Source organism: Micromonospora parva, from assembly GCF_000718515.1.
Taxonomy (GTDB): Bacteria; Actinomycetota; Actinomycetes; order Mycobacteriales; family Micromonosporaceae; genus Micromonospora; species Micromonospora parva.
Genome location: NZ_JNZS01000016.1, coordinates 101234 through 120324, shown reverse-complemented (window position 1 = coordinate 120324; position 19091 = coordinate 101234). Strand labels below are relative to the sequence as shown.

At 71.7% G+C, this 19091-nt stretch carries 15 protein-coding genes; 5 read left to right on the top strand and 10 right to left on the bottom strand.

Going from position 1 to position 19091, the window contains the following annotated elements:
* The first annotated feature begins 69 nt into the window (after nt 1-69).
* From IF22_RS0122520 to wecB, 3 genes are read left to right on the top strand one after another with little or no spacing between them, the layout of a single operon-like run.
* On the top strand, nt 70-1110 hold the full coding sequence (locus IF22_RS0122520) for an SDR family NAD(P)-dependent oxidoreductase (RefSeq protein WP_030335135.1): 1041 nt from the start codon (nt 70-72) through the stop codon (nt 1108-1110).
* Nucleotides 1104-2243: a polysaccharide biosynthesis C-terminal domain-containing protein gene (locus IF22_RS0122515; RefSeq protein WP_081883964.1), complete on the top strand. Its 1140-nt coding sequence runs from the start codon at nt 1104-1106 to the stop codon at nt 2241-2243. The genes IF22_RS0122520 and IF22_RS0122515 overlap by 7 nt, the downstream gene beginning before the upstream one ends.
* The gene (gene wecB / locus IF22_RS0122510) at nt 2240-3364 is read left to right on the top strand and encodes a non-hydrolyzing UDP-N-acetylglucosamine 2-epimerase (protein ID WP_030335131.1); all 1125 of its coding nucleotides are present in this window, start codon (nt 2240-2242) and stop codon (nt 3362-3364) included. The genes IF22_RS0122515 and wecB overlap by 4 nt, the downstream gene beginning before the upstream one ends.
* A gap of 203 nt (nt 3365-3567) precedes the next feature.
* Here the strand turns inward: wecB and IF22_RS0122505 are convergent, their stop codons facing one another.
* The 6 genes from IF22_RS0122505 to IF22_RS0122475 all read right to left on the bottom strand — a co-directional run bounded on the left by IF22_RS0122505 (nt 3568) and on the right by IF22_RS0122475 (nt 10101).
* A complete protein-coding gene (locus IF22_RS0122505) occupies nt 3568-5442 on the bottom strand; it encodes a nucleoside-diphosphate sugar epimerase/dehydratase (protein ID WP_030335130.1) in 1875 nt (624 codons plus the stop codon).
* A gap of 251 nt (nt 5443-5693) precedes the next feature.
* Complete coding sequence (locus tag IF22_RS0122500) at nt 5694-6944, bottom strand: glycosyltransferase family 4 protein (protein WP_051708716.1); 1251 nt, start codon at nt 6942-6944, stop codon at nt 5694-5696.
* Between the two features lie 100 nt (nt 6945-7044).
* Nucleotides 7045-8145 (bottom strand): NAD-dependent epimerase/dehydratase family protein, encoded by a 1101-nt coding sequence (locus IF22_RS0122495; RefSeq protein WP_081883963.1) that lies wholly within the window; start codon nt 8143-8145, stop codon nt 7045-7047.
* Nucleotides 8114-9151: an MraY family glycosyltransferase gene (locus tag IF22_RS0122490; RefSeq protein WP_051708714.1), complete on the bottom strand. Its 1038-nt coding sequence runs from the start codon at nt 9149-9151 to the stop codon at nt 8114-8116. The genes IF22_RS0122495 and IF22_RS0122490 overlap by 32 nt, the downstream gene beginning before the upstream one ends.
* Before the next feature lie 291 nt (nt 9152-9442).
* On the bottom strand, nt 9443-9898 hold the full coding sequence (locus IF22_RS0122480) for a hypothetical protein (protein WP_036412082.1): 456 nt from the start codon (nt 9896-9898) through the stop codon (nt 9443-9445).
* 23 nt (nt 9899-9921) lie between these two features.
* Complete coding sequence (locus tag IF22_RS0122475; RefSeq protein ID WP_030335121.1) at nt 9922-10101, bottom strand: hypothetical protein; 180 nt, start codon at nt 10099-10101, stop codon at nt 9922-9924.
* A gap of 415 nt (nt 10102-10516) precedes the next feature.
* Between IF22_RS0122475 and IF22_RS0122470 the strand changes: the two genes are divergently transcribed.
* Complete coding sequence (locus IF22_RS0122470) at nt 10517-11464, top strand: DUF389 domain-containing protein (protein ID WP_030335119.1); 948 nt, start codon at nt 10517-10519, stop codon at nt 11462-11464.
* A 198-nt stretch (nt 11465-11662) separates the two neighbouring features.
* On the opposite strand, the gene IF22_RS0122465 is transcribed toward IF22_RS0122470, so the two are convergent.
* Entirely contained in the window at nt 11663-14137 is a 2475-nt protein-coding gene (locus IF22_RS0122465; protein ID WP_030335117.1) for a Tex family protein, read from the bottom strand.
* A 124-nt stretch (nt 14138-14261) separates the two neighbouring features.
* On the opposite strand from IF22_RS0122465, the gene IF22_RS0122460 reads away from it, so the two are divergent.
* Nucleotides 14262-15773: a deoxyguanosinetriphosphate triphosphohydrolase family protein gene (locus IF22_RS0122460; protein ID WP_030335115.1), complete on the top strand. Its 1512-nt coding sequence runs from the start codon at nt 14262-14264 to the stop codon at nt 15771-15773.
* A 13-nt stretch (nt 15774-15786) separates the two neighbouring features.
* On the opposite strand, the gene IF22_RS0122455 is transcribed toward IF22_RS0122460, so the two are convergent.
* From IF22_RS0122455 to IF22_RS0122445, 3 genes are all read right to left on the bottom strand, one after another.
* Nucleotides 15787-16881 carry an MBL fold metallo-hydrolase gene (locus IF22_RS0122455; protein ID WP_030335114.1) on the bottom strand — a complete coding sequence of 365 codons (1095 nt, stop codon included), beginning with the start codon at nt 16879-16881 and terminating at the stop codon, nt 15787-15789.
* Nucleotides 16882-17041: 160 nt separating this feature from the next.
* The gene (locus tag IF22_RS0122450; protein ID WP_030335112.1) at nt 17042-18046 is read right to left on the bottom strand and encodes a serine hydrolase; all 1005 of its coding nucleotides are present in this window, start codon (nt 18044-18046) and stop codon (nt 17042-17044) included.
* A 101-nt stretch (nt 18047-18147) separates the two neighbouring features.
* Complete coding sequence (locus tag IF22_RS0122445) at nt 18148-19077, bottom strand: SDR family NAD(P)-dependent oxidoreductase (protein WP_030335110.1); 930 nt, start codon at nt 19075-19077, stop codon at nt 18148-18150.
* Nucleotides 19078-19091 lie beyond the last annotated feature (14 nt).

Below are 19091 nucleotides of genomic sequence, written 5' to 3'. Positions count from 1 at the left end.
GCGACGCCCTGGCTCCACTCGCCGACTCGTCGGGTTATGGATCGGCGAATCGACGACACGGGAGGGTTTATGACTTTCGCTACCACCGGGCACCGCGTGCTCATCACCGGCGGCACCGGTTCCTTCGGTCAGACCATGGTTCGCCGGCTCCTCGCCCGCGGCGTCGGCGAGGTTCGGGTGCTCAGCCGGGACGAGGCCAAGCAGGACGCGATGCGTCGGCTGCTCGGTGACGAGCGGGTCCGCTACTACGTCGGCGACATCCGCGACTACGACTCGGTGCTCAAGGCCAGCCGAGGCATCGACTACATCTTCCACGCCGCCGCCCTCAAGCAGGTGCCGTCGTGCGAGTTCTTCCCCCTCGAGGCAGTACGGACGAACGTGCTGGGCAGCAGCAACGTCGTCGAGGCCGCCGAGCGCAACGGCGTCGGGTCGGTGGTGGTGCTCAGCACCGACAAGGCCGTCTACCCGGTGAACGCGATGGGCATGAGCAAGGCGATGATGGAGAAGGTCGTCCAGGCGCACGCCCGGAACAACCCGAACAGTGCCACCACCGTCTCCTGCGTGCGGTACGGCAATGTCATGTACTCGCGTGGGTCGGTGATTCCGCTCTTCATCGAGCAGATCAAGGCGGGCCGGGCGCCCACCGTGACCGATCCGGGAATGACCCGGTTCGTGATGTCGTTGGCGGACTCCGTCGAGCTGGTCGAGCACGCGTTCCAGCACGCGCGGCCGGGTGACATCTTCATCCGCAAGGCCGCGGCGTGCACCGTCGGCGACCTGGCCGAGGCGGTGTGTCAGCTCTTCGACGTACCCGCCAAGCTCGATGTGATCGGCATTCGACACGGCGAGAAGCAGGCCGAGACGCTGGCCAGTCGGGAGGAACTCGCCCAGGCCGAGGACTTCGGAGACTTTCTCCGGGTGCCGCTGGACGGTCGCGATCTCAACTACGCGCTCTACGTCTCCGAGGGCGAGTTCGGTGCCGGGCTGACCGAGGACTTCAACTCGTCGAACGCGCCGCAGCTCGGCGTACCCGAGCTTGTCGAATTGCTGAAGACGCTGCCCGAGGTGCGCGCGGAGCTGGCGCTGCGAGACCCGGTGTTGGCGTGCTGAAGCTCGCCGTCACCGGCGGCGGAGGTTTTCTCGGCTGGCACGTCCGGGTGCTGCTGCGCGCGCTGGGGTGGCCGGAGCCGACAGTGCTCAGCCGTGTCGACCTGGCCGACCCGGGAGTGATCGCGGCGAAGATCGCCGGCCACGACCGCCTGCTGCACCTGGCCGGCGTCAACCGGGGCGACGCCGCCGAGGTCGCCGCCGGCAACATCCAGCTCGCCACCCAACTCGCCGACGGGCTCAAGCACTGCGCGAACCCGCCGGCGCGGGTGGTCTACGCCAATTCGGTGCAGGCCGGCAACGGCACACCGTACGGCGACGCCAAGGCCGAGGCGGCGCGGGTGCTGGCGGACACCGGCGTCGACCTCGACGACGTGTTGCTGCCGAACCTGTACGGCGAGCACGGGCGACCGCACTACAACTCGGCGGTGGCGACCTTCTGCCGGCTGCTCGCCGAGGGTGGGCGGCCCGAGGTGCACGCCGACCGTGAACTGAGCCTGGTGCACGTCACCGATGCCGCCGCCCGGCTCGTCGGGCTGTCCCGTGGTGGATCGTGGGATCCGGCCATGCCGGCGCTGCGTGTCGGCGTCCAGGCCCTGGCGGACCGGCTCGCCGGGATGGCCGCGACGTACCGGACCGGGGAGATTCCGTCCCTGCTGAACCGGCACGACGTGCGGCTGTTCAACACCTACCGGTCGCACTGCTTCCCGGCGCACTACCCGATGGCGTTGCCCCGGCGAGCGGACGCCCGCGGTGAACTGGTCGAGACGGTCAAGGCGCACGGCGGGGCGGGGCAGTCGTTCTGCTCCACCACCCGGCCCGGGATCACCCGGGGAGAACACTTCCACCTGGCGAAGGTGGAGCGGTTCGTGGTGCTGCGCGGCTCGGCCGAGATCAGCCTGCGCCGGGTCGGCGACCGCGAGGTGCTGCGGTTCCCGGTGAGCGGTGCCGAGCCAACCCTCGTCGACATGCCCACGATGTGGGTGCACAAGCTGGTGAACACCGGTGTCGACGAACTGGTGACGATGTTCTGGACCAACGAGCTTTTCGACCCGGACCGACCGGACACCTGGGCGGAGCCGGTGGAGGCGGCCCGGCCGGCGCCCCTGGCGGCAGCAGAGAGAGGGCGGGCATGACCCGGATCATGACTGTCGTCGGCACCCGGCCTGAGATCATCAGGCTCTCCCGGGTGCTCGCGCGACTCGACGACACGGTGGAGCACACGTTGGTGCACACCGGGCAGAACTGGGACAGCACCCTGTCGGACGTGTTCTTCAAGGAGTTGCGGCTGCGGGAGCCGGACCGCTTTCTCCGGGTCGACACCTCATCGCTGGGGCGGGTCCTCGGCGGGGTGCTGGTCGGGATGGAGACGGCGATCGCCGAGGAGCGACCCGACGCCCTGCTGGTGCTCGGTGACACCAACAGTTGCATCGCCGCGCTGATGGCCCGCCGGATGCGGGTGCCGGTCTACCACATGGAGGCCGGCAACCGGTGCTTCGACCTGAACGTGCCGGAGGAGACCAACCGCCGGCTGGTCGACCACGTGGCCGACTTCAACCTCGTCTACACCGAACACGCCCGGCGTAACCTGCTCGCCGAGGGCCTGCACCCACGCCGCATCCTGCACACCGGCTCACCCATGCGGGAGGTGCTGGAGCACTACCGGACGCCGATCGCCAGCTCGACCATCCTGCGTCAACTGGAACTCGACCAGGACCGGTACTTCCTGGTGAGCGCGCACCGGGAGGAGAACGTGGACCGCCCCGAGCGGCTCCAGCGGTTGCTGGACTGCCTGGTCGCGGTGCGCGACCGGTGGGGCTTCCCCGTGCTGGTCTCCACCCACCCGCGCACCCGTAAGCGGCTGGAGGCGCTGGCCCCGGATGCCACCGCACTGGACGGCATCGCCTTCCACGACCCGTTCGGCCTGCTGGACTACGTGCACCTGCAGACGAAGGCGTTCTGCACCCTGTCCGACAGCGGGACGATCAGCGAGGAGGCCGCCATCCTCGGCTTCCCCGCGGTGACGCTGCGCGAGTCGATCGAACGCCCCGAGGCCCTCGACGCGGGCGGCATCATCATGACCGGCCTCGACCCGCAGGGCGTGGTCGAGGCGGTCGAGGTGACGGTGGCGCAGGTCGCCGCCGAGGGGGTGCCCTGCCCGGCCGACTACCAGGTGCCCGACACCTCCCGGCGGGTGGTGGACTTCATCCTCTCCACAGTGCGCCGGCACCACGACTGGGCGGGCATCCGTCGCTGACCAACTCGGCACCAGGGCCGGCGATCACGAACGCGTGATCGCCGGCCCTGGTCGCTGTGCGCCTGGACCTGGCCGGACTCCCGGCCCTGGGCCGCGCGCTGGTGCGCCGTGACGGCGGGACGCCCCCGTGGGCGAACGGAACGGGGTGACGCCCGCGTGGCGTCACCCCGTTCAGCCCCGCCGTGGCGACGGGGTCGATCAGATCAGTGCGACTGCAGGGGTACGCCCCGCGGGCCCTTCACCGCCGGAGCGACCGGCTGGGCGCAGAGCAGCGCGAGCTGCTCGACGATCTTCGCCGGGTCGTCGTACGGGTCGAGCCCGCTCACCTCCATCGGGTCGAGCGGCGGCACGGCCACGTGGGACACCAGGGGGTGGAACGGTCGGGTGTCGACCTCACCGACGCCGAGCAGGTCCTCGTGCAGCTTCTCGCCCGGCCGCAGCCCGGTGTAGACGATGGGCACGGAGCTGGCGGCCTGCTCGGCCATCTGACGCGCCAGGTCGACGATCCGGACCGGTTCGCCCATGTCGAGCACCAGCGCCTCGCCGTCTCGGCCGATCTCGGCGGCCTGGAGCACCAGGTGGACGGCCTCCTGAATGGTCATCAGATAGCGGGTGACGTCCGGGTGGGTGACGGTCAGTGGCTTCCCGGCCTCGATCTGCCGCTGGAAGGCCGTCACCACCGAGCCGCGGCTGCTCAGCACGTTGCCGAAGCGAACGCTGAGGAACGTGCCCGGGAACCGGGACGCGGCGTGAGCTGTCAACTGTTCGGTGATGCGCTTCGAGTAGCCGAGGACGCTGATGGGGTTGGCTGCCTTGTCGGTGGAGATGTTGACGAACTTCGCCACGTCCTGGCAGGCGTCCAGCACCGACAGGGTGCCCCAGACGTTCGCCTTGACCGCCTCGCCCGGGTGTCGTTGCAGCAGGGTCAGGTGTTTGAGCGCCGCCGCATGAAAGATGATCTCCGGACGGCGTTCCCGCATGATCCGCCGGATGCCCTCGTCGTCGCGCAGGTCGGCGAGGATCAGTTCGGGGCCGTCCAGCATGGCCCGTCCGGCGAGCGACATCTGCAGGCCGTGCAGGGCCGACTCGTCCCGGTCCAGCATCATCAGCTCGCCCGGGTTGGCCTTCATCACCTGACGGCAGAGTTCGGAGCCGATCGACCCGCCGGCGCCGGTGACGAGGATCCGTCGGCCGGTCAGGCTGTTGGTGCTCAGCGGCAGGTCGCCGACCACCTGCCGGCGGCCGAGCAGGTCGCTGACCTGCACGTCCCGGACGTCGGTGACGGTGATCCGGTGGTCGACAAGATCCCGCACCGGGGGCAGCACCTTGAAGACCGCGCCGGCCTCGAGGGTGGCCTCGCGGATCTGGCGGATCAGCGCGGCGTCCGCGTTGGCCACCGAGAAGATGACGGCGGTGGCGCCGGTACGGCGGACCGAGGCGGCCACGTCGTGCCGTCCACCCAGCACCCGCACCCCACCGATGCGCAGGTCACGTTTGTCGGCGTCGTCGTCGAGCGCGCCGACCGGCAGGTACCGGCCGCGCGGGTCGCTGAGCATGGCGCGGAGCAGCCCTTGACCGGCGTCACCCATCCCGAACAGCAGCACCGGCGTCGACGACCTGACATCCGGGCGCATGGCGAGGTCGTGTCGGTGCCGGTACACGAACCGGCTACCGAGCATGAGCAGTAGCGCGAGTGCGCCGCCGACCAGCGGGGTGCTCGCCGGCACCGGCCGATCGCCGGACGGCAGGAGCCCGAGCAGCAGGATGGCGGCCGTCGTGATGGTGGTGCCGGCGACGCCCTGGACCTCCTGAAGGCTGCCCAGCGGGTGCCGTCCGGAGTAGAGCCGGCGCAACGCCGCCACCGCCACGTGCAGGACCGCCGCGGCCAGTCCGACCGCCGCGGCCCGGCCGAGCTGGCCGGGAGGGAGCTGGAACTCGAACCGGGTCCAGGCGGCGGCCACCAGACCACCGACCCAGGCGGCGGTGTCGGCCGCGAGAAATCCGATGGCGCGCCGGCGGGCCCTGGCCCGCCGGGTCCGCTGGTCCGGCCGCTCCGTGTGCTCCGTGTCCTGGGGCATGTACTGGCTCCCTGTCCCGATCTCCGACTCTTCCGCCGCCCGGCAGAAGGAGCTTTGCGCTCTTTGTCCTTGTTACAGGGCGAAGCAGCTGCTCTGGCCGTGTTTCGGGTTATCTGAGCTGAAGATCCGGCTATCCTATTGGCCGCCCAGTGCGCCTGGCTGCTGTAGCGGCCTCAGCCACCGCCGTTCGGCCTGGCCACTGGGTGCCACCGGGTGAGTCGTCTTCCTCGACAACGCCACCGGCACCGTGATCAGCCGGCGGCCGGGACGTGGCCCCGGACCGCCTTCTCCAGGTGCATGGCGAGCGCGACGCTGCCGACCCGCTCGGAGAGCCGTTCCAGGTAGAACTGCCGACCGCCGCGGCCCAGTTCCTCGCGTTTCTCAGCGCCCAACTCGTACATCCGACGGATCGCGTCGGCCAGTGCGTAGGGGTCGCCGGGAGGGGCGACGAACCCGGCACCGGACTCGTCGACGAGCCGGGCCGCGTCACCCGCCAGAGCGGCCACGATGGGACGTCCGCACGCCAGGGTGCTCTGCACCTTGCTGGGCATGATCGACCGGAGGAGGGGCTGATCGCGCAGGGAGATCAACTGGACGTCACCGAGCGGCATCAGCTCGACCATCCGCTCGACCGGCTGCTGGCCGAGGAACACCACCCGGCCGGGCGCGTACCGTGCCGCCGATTCGCGCAGCCGGCGTTCCTCCACACCGCTGCCGGCGAACACGAGTGTCAGGTCCGGGATGTCGGCGAGATGCTCCAGGGCGTCGACGGCGACGTCGAGCCCTTGGAGGTTTCCCATGCTCCCGGCGTACATGACGACGAAGCCCTTCAGCCCGAGGGCCGCCGCCAACTGGGGATCAGGTGTTCGCGGCCGGAAGAGGCGCTCGTCGACCCAGTTGTAGACGACCGAGAGTTTGTCCCGGGGGACACCTCGGTTGCTCAGGATGTCGGCCATGCCAGGGGCGATGACCGCCACCGAGGACGCGCCCCGGTGCGCCGCGTCGCAGAACCTGTTGAGCCACCGGACGATCAGGTCGGTGCGACGGCCCGGGCGCACGTAGTCGCTCTCCGCCAGGGTGTCCGGCCAGAGATCCTCCATGAGAATCACGTACGGGCGTCCGTGCAGCCAACGGGCCACCATCGCGGGCAGCGTCACCGTCGCCGGCGACGAGTAGACCAGCCACACGTCGACCTTGCGGAGCAGGTCCAGCCGGGCCGCGGCGGAGGCCGCGAAGCTGAGATAGTTGGCGGCCCGCCCGAGCGCCGACCGGTCGTGACTGGGCACCAGCGGCACCCGGTGCACCGAGACGCCGTTCATCATCTCGAAGCGGTAGGGGCGCAGCCGGTAGCCCGGAGACAGCCGGCCGGACGGATAGTTCGGGAAGCCGGTGAGCACGTGCACCTCGTGCCCGAGGGCGACGAGCGACCGGCTGATGATCCCCGGAACGACGGCGGAGCCACCCTCCGGGTCGTACCACTGGGTGATGATCCCGATTCTCACCGCGCTGCCACCGTGGCCGGAGCAGCAAAGGAACCGATCAGGTCGGTCGGGCCTGACCCGGGGGCGAGAGCCATGGAGAGCCTTCCTGTTGGGGGCGGAGCTACGTCGTCAGGGAGCGGTTTTCCGCGTCCGCTCCGCTCGTGTCGACCGGTCGCCGGTCACCTGTTCGGGGCCGCGCCACGGCGTCGGCGTTCGGCGTCGCGGCGGGTGTCGGCTCGGCGCCGGCAGTCCTCAGCCGCTCCCACGCCTCGGGGCGCAGCGTGGGCGCCAACCCCTGGTCGGTGAGCCAGCCCGGCGTCTGCCGCTTGCCGAACAGGAGCATCTCCACCCGACGGGCGTGCGCGTTGGCGTGCAGACCCGTCCGCCCGTACGCGGTGACGCAGCGCGTCGCGTACCGCGCCATCAGTGGTGGGAGGTGCAGTGGCTCGCGGCCACCGAGCAGGCGCAGCAGCAGCCCTGTCGTCATGCCGTTGTGCGGCTGGAGCACGATGGGCGGCACCGGGCCGCCGACGAGCCCGAGGTGGGCGATCGCCGCGGCGACGTCGTCGATGAGGACCTGGGGTGTCGGCGCGGTACCGTCCCCGGCGACGCAGCTCATCCGCGACTGCGCGAGCCGGACGAGCGCCCTGGTGTTCGGTCGATCCACGTCGTGAACCCAGGTCGACCGATAGATGACCGTATCGATGCAGTCCTCGCGTTGCAGCAGGCGTTCGCCGACCGCCTTCGAGCGGGAGTACGGCGAGAAGGGCATCGTCCGCGATGTCTCGTCGAGATCCATCGCCCCCTGCGCCGCCGCCGAGCTGACGTGGACCAGCCGGTCGGCGTTGACGAGGGCGCTGGCTCGGGCGACGAGGGTGGGCAGCAGTGCGTTTCCGCCGTACAACTCCGCGCTGTCCGGGGCGGACCCGTTCGGCAGCCCGGCCGTGTTGATCACGACGTGTGCGCCGTCGAGCTGTGCGGCGAGGGCATCGACGACGTCCCGCTGGAGATCCGCCGGCACCGAATTGCTCCGGAGTGACTCGGTGAGTGGCCACGACAGGCGCGGTGCGGAGACGAGTTGGACCTCGACACCTCTGCTGCGCAGCTCGGCGACGACCGCGCGGCCGACGAAGCCGCTGCTGCCCAGCACCGCGACCTTCTTCACCGGCCGGTTCCCGGGGCCGGCCGGGTCACCGGCTCGTTGAGCTGACAGTTCTGGCATGGATCGTTCTTCCTTCCGGCGAAGGCTGGGCCCGCTGTGCGGTGAGCCAGGCGGGGGCAGCGAGGTAGGCGGCGAGGATGGCGAGGGCCGTGGCGTCCAGCGCGACCCGGGTGACTGGTCCGCTGAAGGACGCGGCGACCAGGCAGCCGGCCACTGCCGCGCCGACGACGGCGGTCGTCGCGGTGACCCGCTGGTGCGACCAACCGCCGTCCGTCAGCCGCTGATAGGCGTGGTTGCGGTGGGGGCGGTACCAGGCTTCGCCCTTGCTGATGCGGCGCAGGAGCGTCCAGCCCGTGTCGGCGAGATACAACGCGAGTGGCGCCACGGCGGCCTCCGGCGGCGTGCCGCGCACGATGGCGTAGGCGGCGATCGTGCTGAGCGCACCGCCCAGGGCGTACGACCCGACATCGCCGAGAAAGACCTTCGCGACCCAGGCGTTCCAGGGCAGGAATGTCAGCGAGGCGGCGGCGATCAGACTGCCGGCCGCGATCAGTAGCGGAAGGTCCGTGAGCACTCCGAGCACGGCGTACGCCAACCCGCCGAGGATCGCGTGCACGGCCGAGATGCCGTTGATGCCGTCCATGAAGTTGAAGGCGTTCACGTACGAGGTCACCCAGGCCGCCAGGGCGAGGACGAGGAGCACGTGGACGTACCAGGTCTGTCCGCCGGGCACCAGGATCACCGCCGTGCCCAGGCCGGCCAGCACCTGCAGGAGCAGTCGGCTGCGGATCGGGACCCCCCGCAGGTCTTCCAGGAGCCCGATCGCCGCGAAGAAGAGCAGCGGTACGGCGATGGACCGGGCGTGTTCGTTCAGGAGAAGCGCGAGCCCCGCCGCCGCGGCGACTCCCACGCCCCCGCCGCGCGGAACCGGTGTGCTGTGCGAGGACCGCTCCGACGGTATGTCGAGCACCGCTGCTGCTCTCAGCAGGCGAAGAACGAGCGGTTGCAGCAGCGTGCCGACGACGAGTGCGAGAACGATTCCGCCAGCGAGCGGAACACTCAGCATGGCGTGATTCCTGACGAAATGCAGTGAGGATCCTCTTGAATGCGTACGAGATTCACCAATTGGGCCTTTGGTTTGAACTGGTCAAACGAGGATGAATCAATCATAGGGGGTCGCTACTATGGACAAACGACCGTTCGCGCTATTCGGTGTGGAACAGGCGGCTGAAACCGCTCGCGCTGTTCTCGACGACGTCCGGCAGCCCGATGCGGGGGCTGACCTCGTCGGTCACCCCGGCGGACGTGACGGTGACGGTGGCCGGCCACCGCATGTGAGACGGGCCGGCCGGCCCCCTCAGAGTCGGGCGGGGGTCGAACCCGGCTCGCCGGTCCCGTCGTCCAGCAACCGGGTGAGCAGCGTCCGCAACGGGATCGACTCGCCGTCGCGACCGCCGGCCCCGACGACCAACGGCGCCGGGCTGGGTTCCGGGTCGACACCGAAGAGCCAGGCCCGCCAACCACCCGGCACTGTCAACAGGTGGAACCGGCCATCCACGTCCACCGCCCGGGTCTCGGCCCGGTCGACATACCAGCCGGTCAGCCTGGTCCGGTAGCGTCCACGCCCGTCGTACCCCCGGGCGGCCAACCGGGTGGTGGGCAGCCCTCGCCGGGTGGCCTCAGCCACGAACCAGGCCACCAGGTCCGCCGCCTGCGCGTGCTCGGCGGCCCGCCGCCGCGCGTCCGCGTCGGCGTGCGCCCGCACCGCCTGCCGCTGCTGATCCCGCCACTCCCGGGCGTCCCGCTCACCCACGAGGGTGACGGTACGCCACCGGCTCAGTCGAGTACGGCCCGCAGCGTGTGCCGGACGATCAGGTCCACCGCGGGGTCGACCACGCCGACCGCACCCAGGTCGATGACAGCGTCCAGCCGCCCGCTGCGCTCCTGCGGGCCATTCGCTCTCCGCGCGCCGCCAGTGCCGAGCGGGTCGAGCGGGCGCTGCGCGGGGTCGTCCACAGCCGCCGCTGTGGACGGTCCCGTCCTCCCCTGCGCCACCTGTGTCCCGCGCCCGGTCTGGGAGTGCTTGGCGAGTCCTTTCGAGCTGACCCGTTTGTGACATCACGGCATGACCCGCTCGTCGTATCAGATTCGGAGCGACGCGGTGGCGCGGGATACGGCGCGATTCGTTTGCCGCATCAGCTCCAAAGGATGCCGCAAGAGGTTCTTTGCCCGGCGCGGCTGCCCTGCCCGGCAACCCGCCGCGTGGTTGCGCCCGGCACGCGTCGCCGGGCAGGGTCGGTCGACCAGGCCATTGCGGGTTCAGCAGCCGTACGCCCTCCTGCGGTCGGTGCGGCCGGCGGCCGGGCGGTAGGGTCTCGACCGGCCGGTCGGGCGGGTAGGGGACCGGCCGGTCGGGTGAGGGGGAGGACACGTGCTGCACCTGAGGGTGATCGCTTCGCCGGAGCAGTCGGCGAACGTGATCGACCTGCTGGCCGCCGAGCCCGGCGTGACCCACCTGGTGGTGCTGCCCGGCGTCGCCCGGCAGCCCCCGGGCGACCTCATCCAGTTCGACGTCGTGCGGGAGAGCGCCGACCGGGTGTTGCAGGAGTTGCAGCGGATGGGGGTGGACGACACCGGCGGCATCGCGGCCGACGATGTGGAGTTGACCGTCTCCGCCGCGGCTGACCGAGCGGCGGAGCGGGCACCGGGCAGCGGGGCGGACGCGGTGGTCTGGGACGAGATCGCCGCGAAGACTGGCGAGCAGACCGAACTGTCCGGCACCTACCTCGTACTGATCGTGGTGGCCACCATGATCGCCGGCATCGGTGTGCTGTTGGACCAGCCGATCCTCATTGTCGGGGCGATGGTGGTCGGTCCGGAGTTCGGCCCGCTCGCCGCGCTCTGCGTGGCGTTGCTACGTCGTCGGTTGGACGTGATCGGCCGCTCGGTGCTTGCCCTGACTGTCGGTTTTATGGCGGCCATGGCGGTCACCGTGCTGAGCACCTGGGCGTTGACCGCCGCCGGCCTGGTCAGTCGGGAGATGCTGCTCGCCGAACGTCCGCTCACCGACTTCATCTGGCGGCCGGACGCGCTGTCCTGGGTGGTCGGTCTACTTGCCGGCGTGGCCGGGATGCTCTCGTTGACGTCGAAGAAGTCCGGCAGCCTGGTCGGCGTGCTGATCTCGGTGACCACGGTCCCGGCCGCCGCGAACGTGGCGGTGGCCGCCGCCTACGGAGTGTGGGACGAAGCGGGCGGCTCGGCCCTCCAACTGGTGATCAACCTGTGTGCGATCGTCCTGGCCGGACTGCTCACCCTCGTGGTGCAGCAGGTCTGGTGGTGGGGTCTGGCTCGTCGGTCCCGTCGTCCAGCAACCGGGTGAGCAGCGTCCGCAACGGGATCGACTCACCGTCGCGGCCACCGGCCGCGACCACGTCATCGGCCTGGCTCGCGTTTCGCGCGGGTCGTCGCCCGGACGGACTCCGATCTTGGACAGTTTCCGTTCCGTCTGAACGGAAACTGTCCAAGATCTGCTGTGGCGGGGGCGTTTCGGTCGATCGCTCGCGCCGGTTGACCGGGGTCAGGCCAGGCCGGCGCGGCGCAGGGCTTCGGCCATCGCGTCGTTGGCCGGCGCCGGTGCGCCCTGCCGCTGCTGCCCGCCGCGACCGCCGTGCTGCCCGCCGCCGCGACCACCCTGACCGCCACGACCACCCTGCCCGCCGGCACCGCCCTGCCCGCCACGACCTCCCTGCCCGCCGCGGCCACCTTGGCCGCCGCCACCGCCCTGGCCGCCACGACCGCCCTGCGGTGCGCGCTGCGCCGGGCCGCCACGCCCCTCCTGGCTCGTCCGACCAGCACCGCCGGCCGCCGGCTCGTCGTCCAGGCGCAGGGTCAACGAGATGCGCTTGCGGGGTACGTCCACATCGAGCACCCGGACCTTGACCACGTCGCCGGACTTCACCACCTCGCGGGGGTCCTTCACGAAGGTCCGGGACATCGCCGAGACGTGCACCAGACCGTCCTGGTGCACCCCGACGTCCACGAACGCGCCGAACGCGGCCACGTTGGTGACCACCCCTTCCAGCACCATGCCGGGCGTCAGGTCGCTGATCTTCTCCACCCCCTCGACGAAGGTGGCGGTGCGGAACTCGGGGCGGGGATCGCGGCCCGGCTTCTCCAGCTCGGCGATGATGTCGGTGACGGTGGGCAGGCCGAACCGGTCGTCGACGAAGTCGGTGGCCCGCAGCCCGCGCAGGATCGTGCTCTTACCGATCACCGAGCGCAGATCCTGACCGGTGCTGGTCAGGATCCGGCGCACCACCGGGTACGCCTCGGGGTGCACGCTGGACGAGTCCAGTGGGTCGTCGCCGCCGGGGATGCGCAGGAAGCCGGCGCACTGCTCGAACGCCTTCGGGCCGAGCCGGGCCACCTTCTTCAACTCGGTACGCGAGCGGAACGGCCCGTTGGCGTCCCGGTGCAGCACGATGTTCTCGGCCAGCCCGGCGCCGATCCCGGAGACCCGGGTCAGCAGCGGCGCGGAGGCGGTGTTGACGTCCACGCCGACCGCGTTGACGCAGTCCTCCACCACCGCGTCCAGCGACCGGGACAGCTTCACCTCGGACAGGTCATGCTGGTACTGGCCGACGCCGATCGACCGCGGGTCGATCTTGACCAGCTCTGCCAGGGGATCCTGCAGACGCCGGGCGATGGAGACCGCGCCGCGCAGCGACACGTCCATCCCGGGCAGCTCCTGCGCGGCGTACGCGGAGGCGGAGTAGACCGACGCGCCGGCCTCGGAGACCATCACCTTGGTCAGGTTGAGCTGCGGGTGCCGGGCGATCAGGTCACCGGCGAGCTTGTCCGTCTCGCGGGAGGCGGTGCCATTGCCGATCGCGATCAGCTCCACCCCGTGCGCCCCGGCCAGTCGGGCCAGGGTCTCCACCGACGCGTCCCACTGCCGGCGCGGCTCGTGCGGGTAGATGGTGTCGGTGGCGACCACCTTGCCGGTGGCGTCCACCACCGCCACCTTCACGCCGGTGCGCAGGCCCGGGTCCAGGCCCATGGTGGGCCGGGTGCCGGCCGGCGCGGCGAGCAGCAGGTCCCGCAGGTTGGTGGCGAAGACCCGCACCGCCTCCTCCTCGGCGGCCTGCCACAGCCGCATCCGCAGGTCCGCGCCGAGGTGGATGAGGATCCGGGTACGCCACGCCCAGCGGACCGTGTCGGTCAGCCAGCGGTCGGCCGGGCGGCCCGCGTCGGACACCCCGAACCGGCCGGCGATGGCCGCCTCGTACCGGGTCGGGCCGGTCGGCGCCGCGTCCGCCTCACCGGCCTCCTCCGGCTCCATGGTCAGGTCGAGCACGCCCTCCTTCTCGCCCCGGAACATCGCCAGGATCCGGTGCGAGGGCAGCTTCGGGTACGGCTCGGAGAAGTCGAAGTAGTCGGCGAACTTGGCGCCGGCGGCCTCCTGACCGTCGCGTACCCGGGAAACCAGCCGGCCCCGCGACCACATCTGCTCGCGCAGCGTGCCGATCAGGTCGGCGTCCTCGGCGAAGGTCTCGATGAGGATGGCCCGCGCGCCCTCCAGCGCGGCGGCCGCGTCGGCGACGCCCTTCTCCGCGTCGACGAACGCGGCGGCGGTGGCCTTCGGGTCCTGGGTCGGGTCGGCCAGCAGCGTCTCGGCCAGCGGGGCGAGGCCGGCCTCGCGGGCGATCTGGGCCCGGGTCCGCCGCTTCGGCTTGTAGGGCAGGTAGATGTCCTCCAGCCGCGACTTCGAGTCGGCGGCCATGATCTGCGCTTCCAGGGCCTCGTCCAACTTGCCCTGACCGCGGATCGACTCCAGGACGGCCGCCCGCCGCTCGTCCAGCTCGCGCAGGTAGCGCAGCCGCTCCTCCAGGGTGCGCAGCTGGGTGTCGTCGAGCAGGCCGGTGGCCTCCTTGCGGTAACGGGCGATGAACGGCACTGTGGCGCCGCCGTCGAGCAGCTCCACGGCCGCCCGCACCTGACGCTCGGCCACGCCGAGCTCGTCGGCGATCCGCTGATGAACAGACTGGGTCACGATCTCGATCCGCCTTCGGGAGTGGGTACCGCCTGCATTCTGCCGGGCGGCCCCGACAGCTGTCGTCGCGGCTGGCCGGGGTGACCGGCGGCGGTCCCGGCGGGCCTGCGCTAGCGTGGCGATCATGGAATCTGCTGCGGAGCCGCGCGCCCGGCGGCTCTTCGGCGGCAGCGCCCGGGCCCTCGGCGACCTCGCGGCCAACCCGTTCCGCGCCGACCGGGACCGGATCGTCGGCTCGCCGTTCTTCGCCCGCCTCGGCGGTGTCACCCAGGTGATCAGCCCGGTCGGCTCCGGGCTGCTGGTGCACAACCGGCTCACCCACAGCCTCAAGGTCGCCCAGGTGGCCCGGGCCATCGCCGAGCGGCTGACGGCCGACGAGCGGTGGCGTGACCTGCTGGACAAGCTCGGCGGCCTCGACCCCGACGTGGTGGAGGCGGCGGCGCTCGCCCACGACCTCGGCCACCCACCGTTCGGGCACCTGGGGGAGCGGGTGCTGGACCGGCTGGCCCGTCAGCGCCTCGGCCTCTCCGACGGGTTCGAGGGCAACGCGCAGTCGTACCGGATCGTCACCAGCACCGAGATCCGGGGCGCGGCCACCACCGGGCTGGACCTGACGGCGGCGGTCCGCGCGGCGATGCTGAAGTACCCGTGGACCCGGCTGGACCACCCCGACCCGCACCCGCGCACGATGGATCCGCCGCCGCGCGGAGCCACCCCTCCGCCGGACGACCCGGACAGCGGCTCGTCGAAGTTCGGCGCGTACCGCACCGAGCTGGACGACCTGCGGCAGGCCCGGGAGCCGTTCGCCGGCCGCATCCCGGACTGGCAGCAGACGGTGGAGGCGTCCGTGATGGACACCGCCGACGACATCGCGTACGCCATCCACGACGTGGAGGACTTCTACCGGGTCGGTGTGCTCCAGCAGGGGTCGGTCTCCGCCGAGTTGATGGCCTGGCAGCGCGAGAGCGGGCACTTCCGGGCGATCACCGACGCGGCGTTGGCCACGTCGGCGCGGCGACCCGGGGCGGCGATCGAGCGGTTGCGTCGACAACTGCACCGCAAGGACGCCTGGATCGCCGACGACGACGCGTTCGCCGCCGCCGTCGAGCACGTCCGCGAGGAGCTGGTCGACGGGCTGCTCGCGATGCCGTTCGACGGCTCGATCGAGGCCGAGCAGTACGTGGCGCGTTTCTCCGCCCGCTGGTCCACCCGCTTCGTCGAGGCGATCACCGTCACCGATCAGCCGTCGGTGCGCTCCGGGTACGTGCTGCTCGGCTGCGCGCAGTGGCACGAAGTGCAGGTGCTCAAGTTCGTGCACCACCGGTTCGTGCTGGCCCGCCCGGACCTCGCCCTGCACCAGCGCGGTCAGGCCCGGCTGCTGGGCACCCTGGTCGAGGCCCTCTGGGAGTGGCTGCTCGACCCGGAGGAGGAATCCCGGCTGCCCCGCCGGCTGCACGACCTGGTCGAGTTGGCCGAGGCCGAGCTGCACCCGCGTACCCCGGACCGGATCGGTCGGGCCCGGGGCCGGGCCATCGTCGATTTCGTCGCGCAGCTCACCGACGGTCAGGCGGTGGCCATGCTGGACGCCCTCTCCGGCCGGTCCGGCGCGCTCTGGACCGACGCGTTCGTGCTCTGACCGACCTGACCGCTCAGGCGATGGCCTGCCACCAGCCGTCGACGGCGGGCGGTTCGTCGACCACCACCCGCTCGCCGGGGCGGGGCACGGCGAGTCGCACGTCGCGGGCTTTCGCCTCGGCCCACAACCGGTCGACCGGCTCGGACCAGTCGTGCAGCGCCAGGTTGAACGTCGCCCAGTGCACCGGCACGAACAGCCCGCCACGCAGGTCGAGGTGGGCGTTCACCGCCTCCTCCGGGAACATGTGGATCGTCGGCCACGCCCGGTCGTACGCGCCGATCTGCATCAGCGTCACGTCGAACGGCCCGTGCTCGGCGCCGATCTCCGCGTACCCGGCGAAGTAACCGGAGTCGCCGGTGTAGAAGACCTTGCGGCGGGCCCCGGCCACCACCCAGGAACTCCAGAGGGTGCCGTCGCGGCGCAGCCCACGGCCGGAGAAGTGCTGGGCGGCCGTCGCGGTGATCTCCAGGCCGGCGACCTGGTGCGACTCGGACCAGTCCAGCTCGATGATCCGCTCGGCGGGTACGCCCCAGCGGTCCAGGTGCGCGCCCACGCCGAGCGGTACCAGGAACGGCGCGGACTGCCCGGCGAGCAGCGCCCGCACGGTGGCCATGTCGAGGTGGTCGTAGTGGTCGTGGGAGATCAGGATGGCGTCCAGCGGGGGCAGCTCGTCGATGCCGACCGGTGGCTCGTGCAGCCGGCGCGGGCCGACCAGAGGAGACGGGGAGCACCTGTCGCTCCACACCGGGTCGAGCAGCACCCGCCGGCCCTCGATCTCGATCAGCGTCGAGGCGTGCCCGTACCAGACGATGTTCAGCTCGTCGGCCGCGTCGGCGGCGTCCGTCGTGCCGGGCCGCAGCAGCGGCACCGGTGTGGTCGGGCGCCGCTTCTGCTTACCGAAGATCAGCTCGCGGACCAGGTTGCGGCCCGGCTCGGCGACCATCGTGCGGGTGCCGGCCTGGTTGTGGAAGGTGCCGTCGCGGAACTGGGGCGAGCGGGCCGCCCGTTCGGCGCGGGCCCCGCTGAGCCGGCCGCCGAGCGCCGCCGGCACATCCCGGGCGACCCAGGCCAGGCCGGCCAGCGCGGCCAGCCCAGCCGCGCCGCGCATCCGCCGCCCGAGCGACCGTTCGATGTCCGTGCTCCGCGCTCGTGCCATTGCCGTCCCTCCGACGTGTCCGCCCTACACGGTAGTCACCCGAACCGACCCGTGCCCCGGCGGTCGCCACGCCGGGTCGGTCGCCGACGGTGGCGACCGACCCGGGATGGCGTCAGCCGCCGTTGCTGGGGCGTCGGGCGGTGATCCGGAACGTGGTCCCCACGCCGGCGATCCGGTCCACCGCGGCCAGGAACTTGGGGCCCATGGCGGCCCGGGCCTGCACCGCCGGGTGGGTCGCGCCGAAGTCCTCCGGGTTGGCCTGCCCGTCGGCGAAGAGCGCGTAGGTGAGCACCGCCGCACCGGAACGGTCGAAGATCACCCCGGCCTCGTGCCGGGCGTCGGCGAACCAGCCGGCCTTGGTGGCGACCCGGGCTCGCTCGTCGGAGGACATCGTGCGCCGGATGCCGTCGGTGAACGCCACCGGGGAGCGCAGCAGGCCCAACAGGTACGTCGTCGAGGCGGGGGAGAGCAGCGTGCCGGCGACCAGGGCGCGCAGCAGGTCGTGCGTCTCGCGCGGGGTGCTGGTGCCGAGGAAGAACCGGTTCGGGTTGGCCACCGGCTCGACCTGGGTGTTCGGGAAGCCCTTGGCGACCAGGATGGAGTTGATCTCGGCGGCCGGGGCGACCAGGCCGCACAGCCGCACCGCCGTGTCGTCCGAGACGGTCAGCAGGTTGGCCAGCACGTGCCCGATGGTCACCCGGCTCGGGTACGCGCCGTCGAGGCTGAAGATGCCGTCACCGCCCGGTACGACGATCGCCGCGCTCACCTCGACCTGCTGGTCCAGGGTGAGCAGCCCTCGGTCGACCTTGTCGAGCACCGCCGTGGCGACCGCGATCTTGTTGACGCTGTACGCCTCGATCCGCCGGTCCGCGTCGGCCTGCACCGCGACCACCGGCGCACCGGCCGGGTCGGCGACGCTGACGTACGCCTGCCAGTTGCCACCGGCCTCGGTGCTGTGCTTGGTGAAGACGGCGGCGACCCGTCGGGCGGCCCGAGCGGGGGTGGTCGGCGACGTCTCGGTGGCCTCGGCGGCGCTCGCCGGGGCGGCGGCGCCCAGCACCGTGCCGACGGTGGCCACGGTGCCCAGGCCGAGTGCCGTTCTGCGGTTCAGTCGCATGATGAATCGTCTCCCCGATCGTGGTGCGCCAGAGCGCTTGCTGGCCCACCACCCTATGCGAGTTGATCGATACACGACGCCCCCGGATCGTCCTGAGTGGCTCAGCCGAGCCGCCGGCGCAGCGCGGCGCCCACCGCGCCAACCGGTCCGAACACGAGTTGCCGCAGGTCGGGAAGGTGACCACCGTGCACCGCCTCGCCGGCCGGGTTCGGCGCGAAGACCGAGCCGTCGTGCGCGGCGACCGGGCGTCCGCTGAGCCCCGCCGCCCGCATCAACGGTCCGACCAACACGTCATAAACCCCCGGCAGTACGGTGAAACCGGCGCGCAGCACCACGTTGAGCCGGCCCACCGACACCTCCCGGCGGGGCCGGTCCACACAGTCCACGATGGCCCGCGCCACCCGCTGCGGCCGGGCGATCGGCGCGGGTGGCCGCCCGATCCGGCCCAGGTAGTTGGCCGCCTGCTGGTACACGGGAGTGTCCACGCTGCCCGGGTTGACCAGGCACAGCCGGATCGCCGGGCGGTCGCGCAACTCCTGCTGCACCGCCCGGACGAGACCCTGCAACCCCCACTTGCTCGTCACGTACGCGCTCATGTACGGCGCGGTGATGTGCCCGAGAACCGACCCGGTGAGGATCACCGTGCCGGCCCCGGCGACCCGAAAGTGCCGCAACGCCACCCGCACCGAGGCCGCCGCGCCGAGCAGGTCGGTCCGCACCACCTGGTCGAAGACCTGTTCCGGCAGCTCGTCGAAGCGCCCGTAGGCCATCACCGCCGCCGTGTGCACCCACACGTCGATGCGGCCGAAACGCTCGACCGCCGCGCCCGCGAGCGTGTCCAGCGCGTCCGGCTCGGTCACGTCGGTCGGCACGGTCAGCACCTCGGCCTCGGCGCACTCGGCGCGTACCTCGGCCAGGGTCGTGGCGGCGCGGGCAGCGAGGACCAGGCGGTCGCCGCGCTCGGCGAACGCCCGCGCCGTCGCCCGGCCGATCCCGCTGCTCCCACCAACGATCACGACCACCCGGCTCACGGCGCACCCCTCGC

What these genes read in the sequence shown, in the direction of transcription:
- IF22_RS0122520 (WP_030335135.1), top strand. Translation starts at nt 70, where the DNA reads ATGACTTTCGCTACCACCGGGCACCGCGTGCTCATCACCGGCGGCACC.
- wecB (WP_030335131.1), top strand. Translation starts at nt 2,240, where the DNA reads ATGACCCGGATCATGACTGTCGTCGGCACCCGGCCTGAGATCATCAGG.
- IF22_RS0122505 (WP_030335130.1), bottom strand. Translation starts at nt 5,442, where the DNA reads ATGCCCCAGGACACGGAGCACACGGAGCGGCCGGACCAGCGGACCCGG.
- IF22_RS0122495 (WP_081883963.1), bottom strand. Translation starts at nt 8,145, where the DNA reads ATGCCAGAACTGTCAGCTCAACGAGCCGGTGACCCGGCCGGCCCCGGG.
- IF22_RS0122490 (WP_051708714.1), bottom strand. Translation starts at nt 9,151, where the DNA reads ATGCTGAGTGTTCCGCTCGCTGGCGGAATCGTTCTCGCACTCGTCGTC.
- IF22_RS0122460 (WP_030335115.1), top strand. Translation starts at nt 14,262, where the DNA reads ATGGAATCTGCTGCGGAGCCGCGCGCCCGGCGGCTCTTCGGCGGCAGC.
- IF22_RS0122455 (WP_030335114.1), bottom strand. Translation starts at nt 16,881, where the DNA reads ATGCGCGGCGCGGCTGGGCTGGCCGCGCTGGCCGGCCTGGCCTGGGTC.
- IF22_RS0122450 (WP_030335112.1), bottom strand. Translation starts at nt 18,046, where the DNA reads ATGCGACTGAACCGCAGAACGGCACTCGGCCTGGGCACCGTGGCCACC.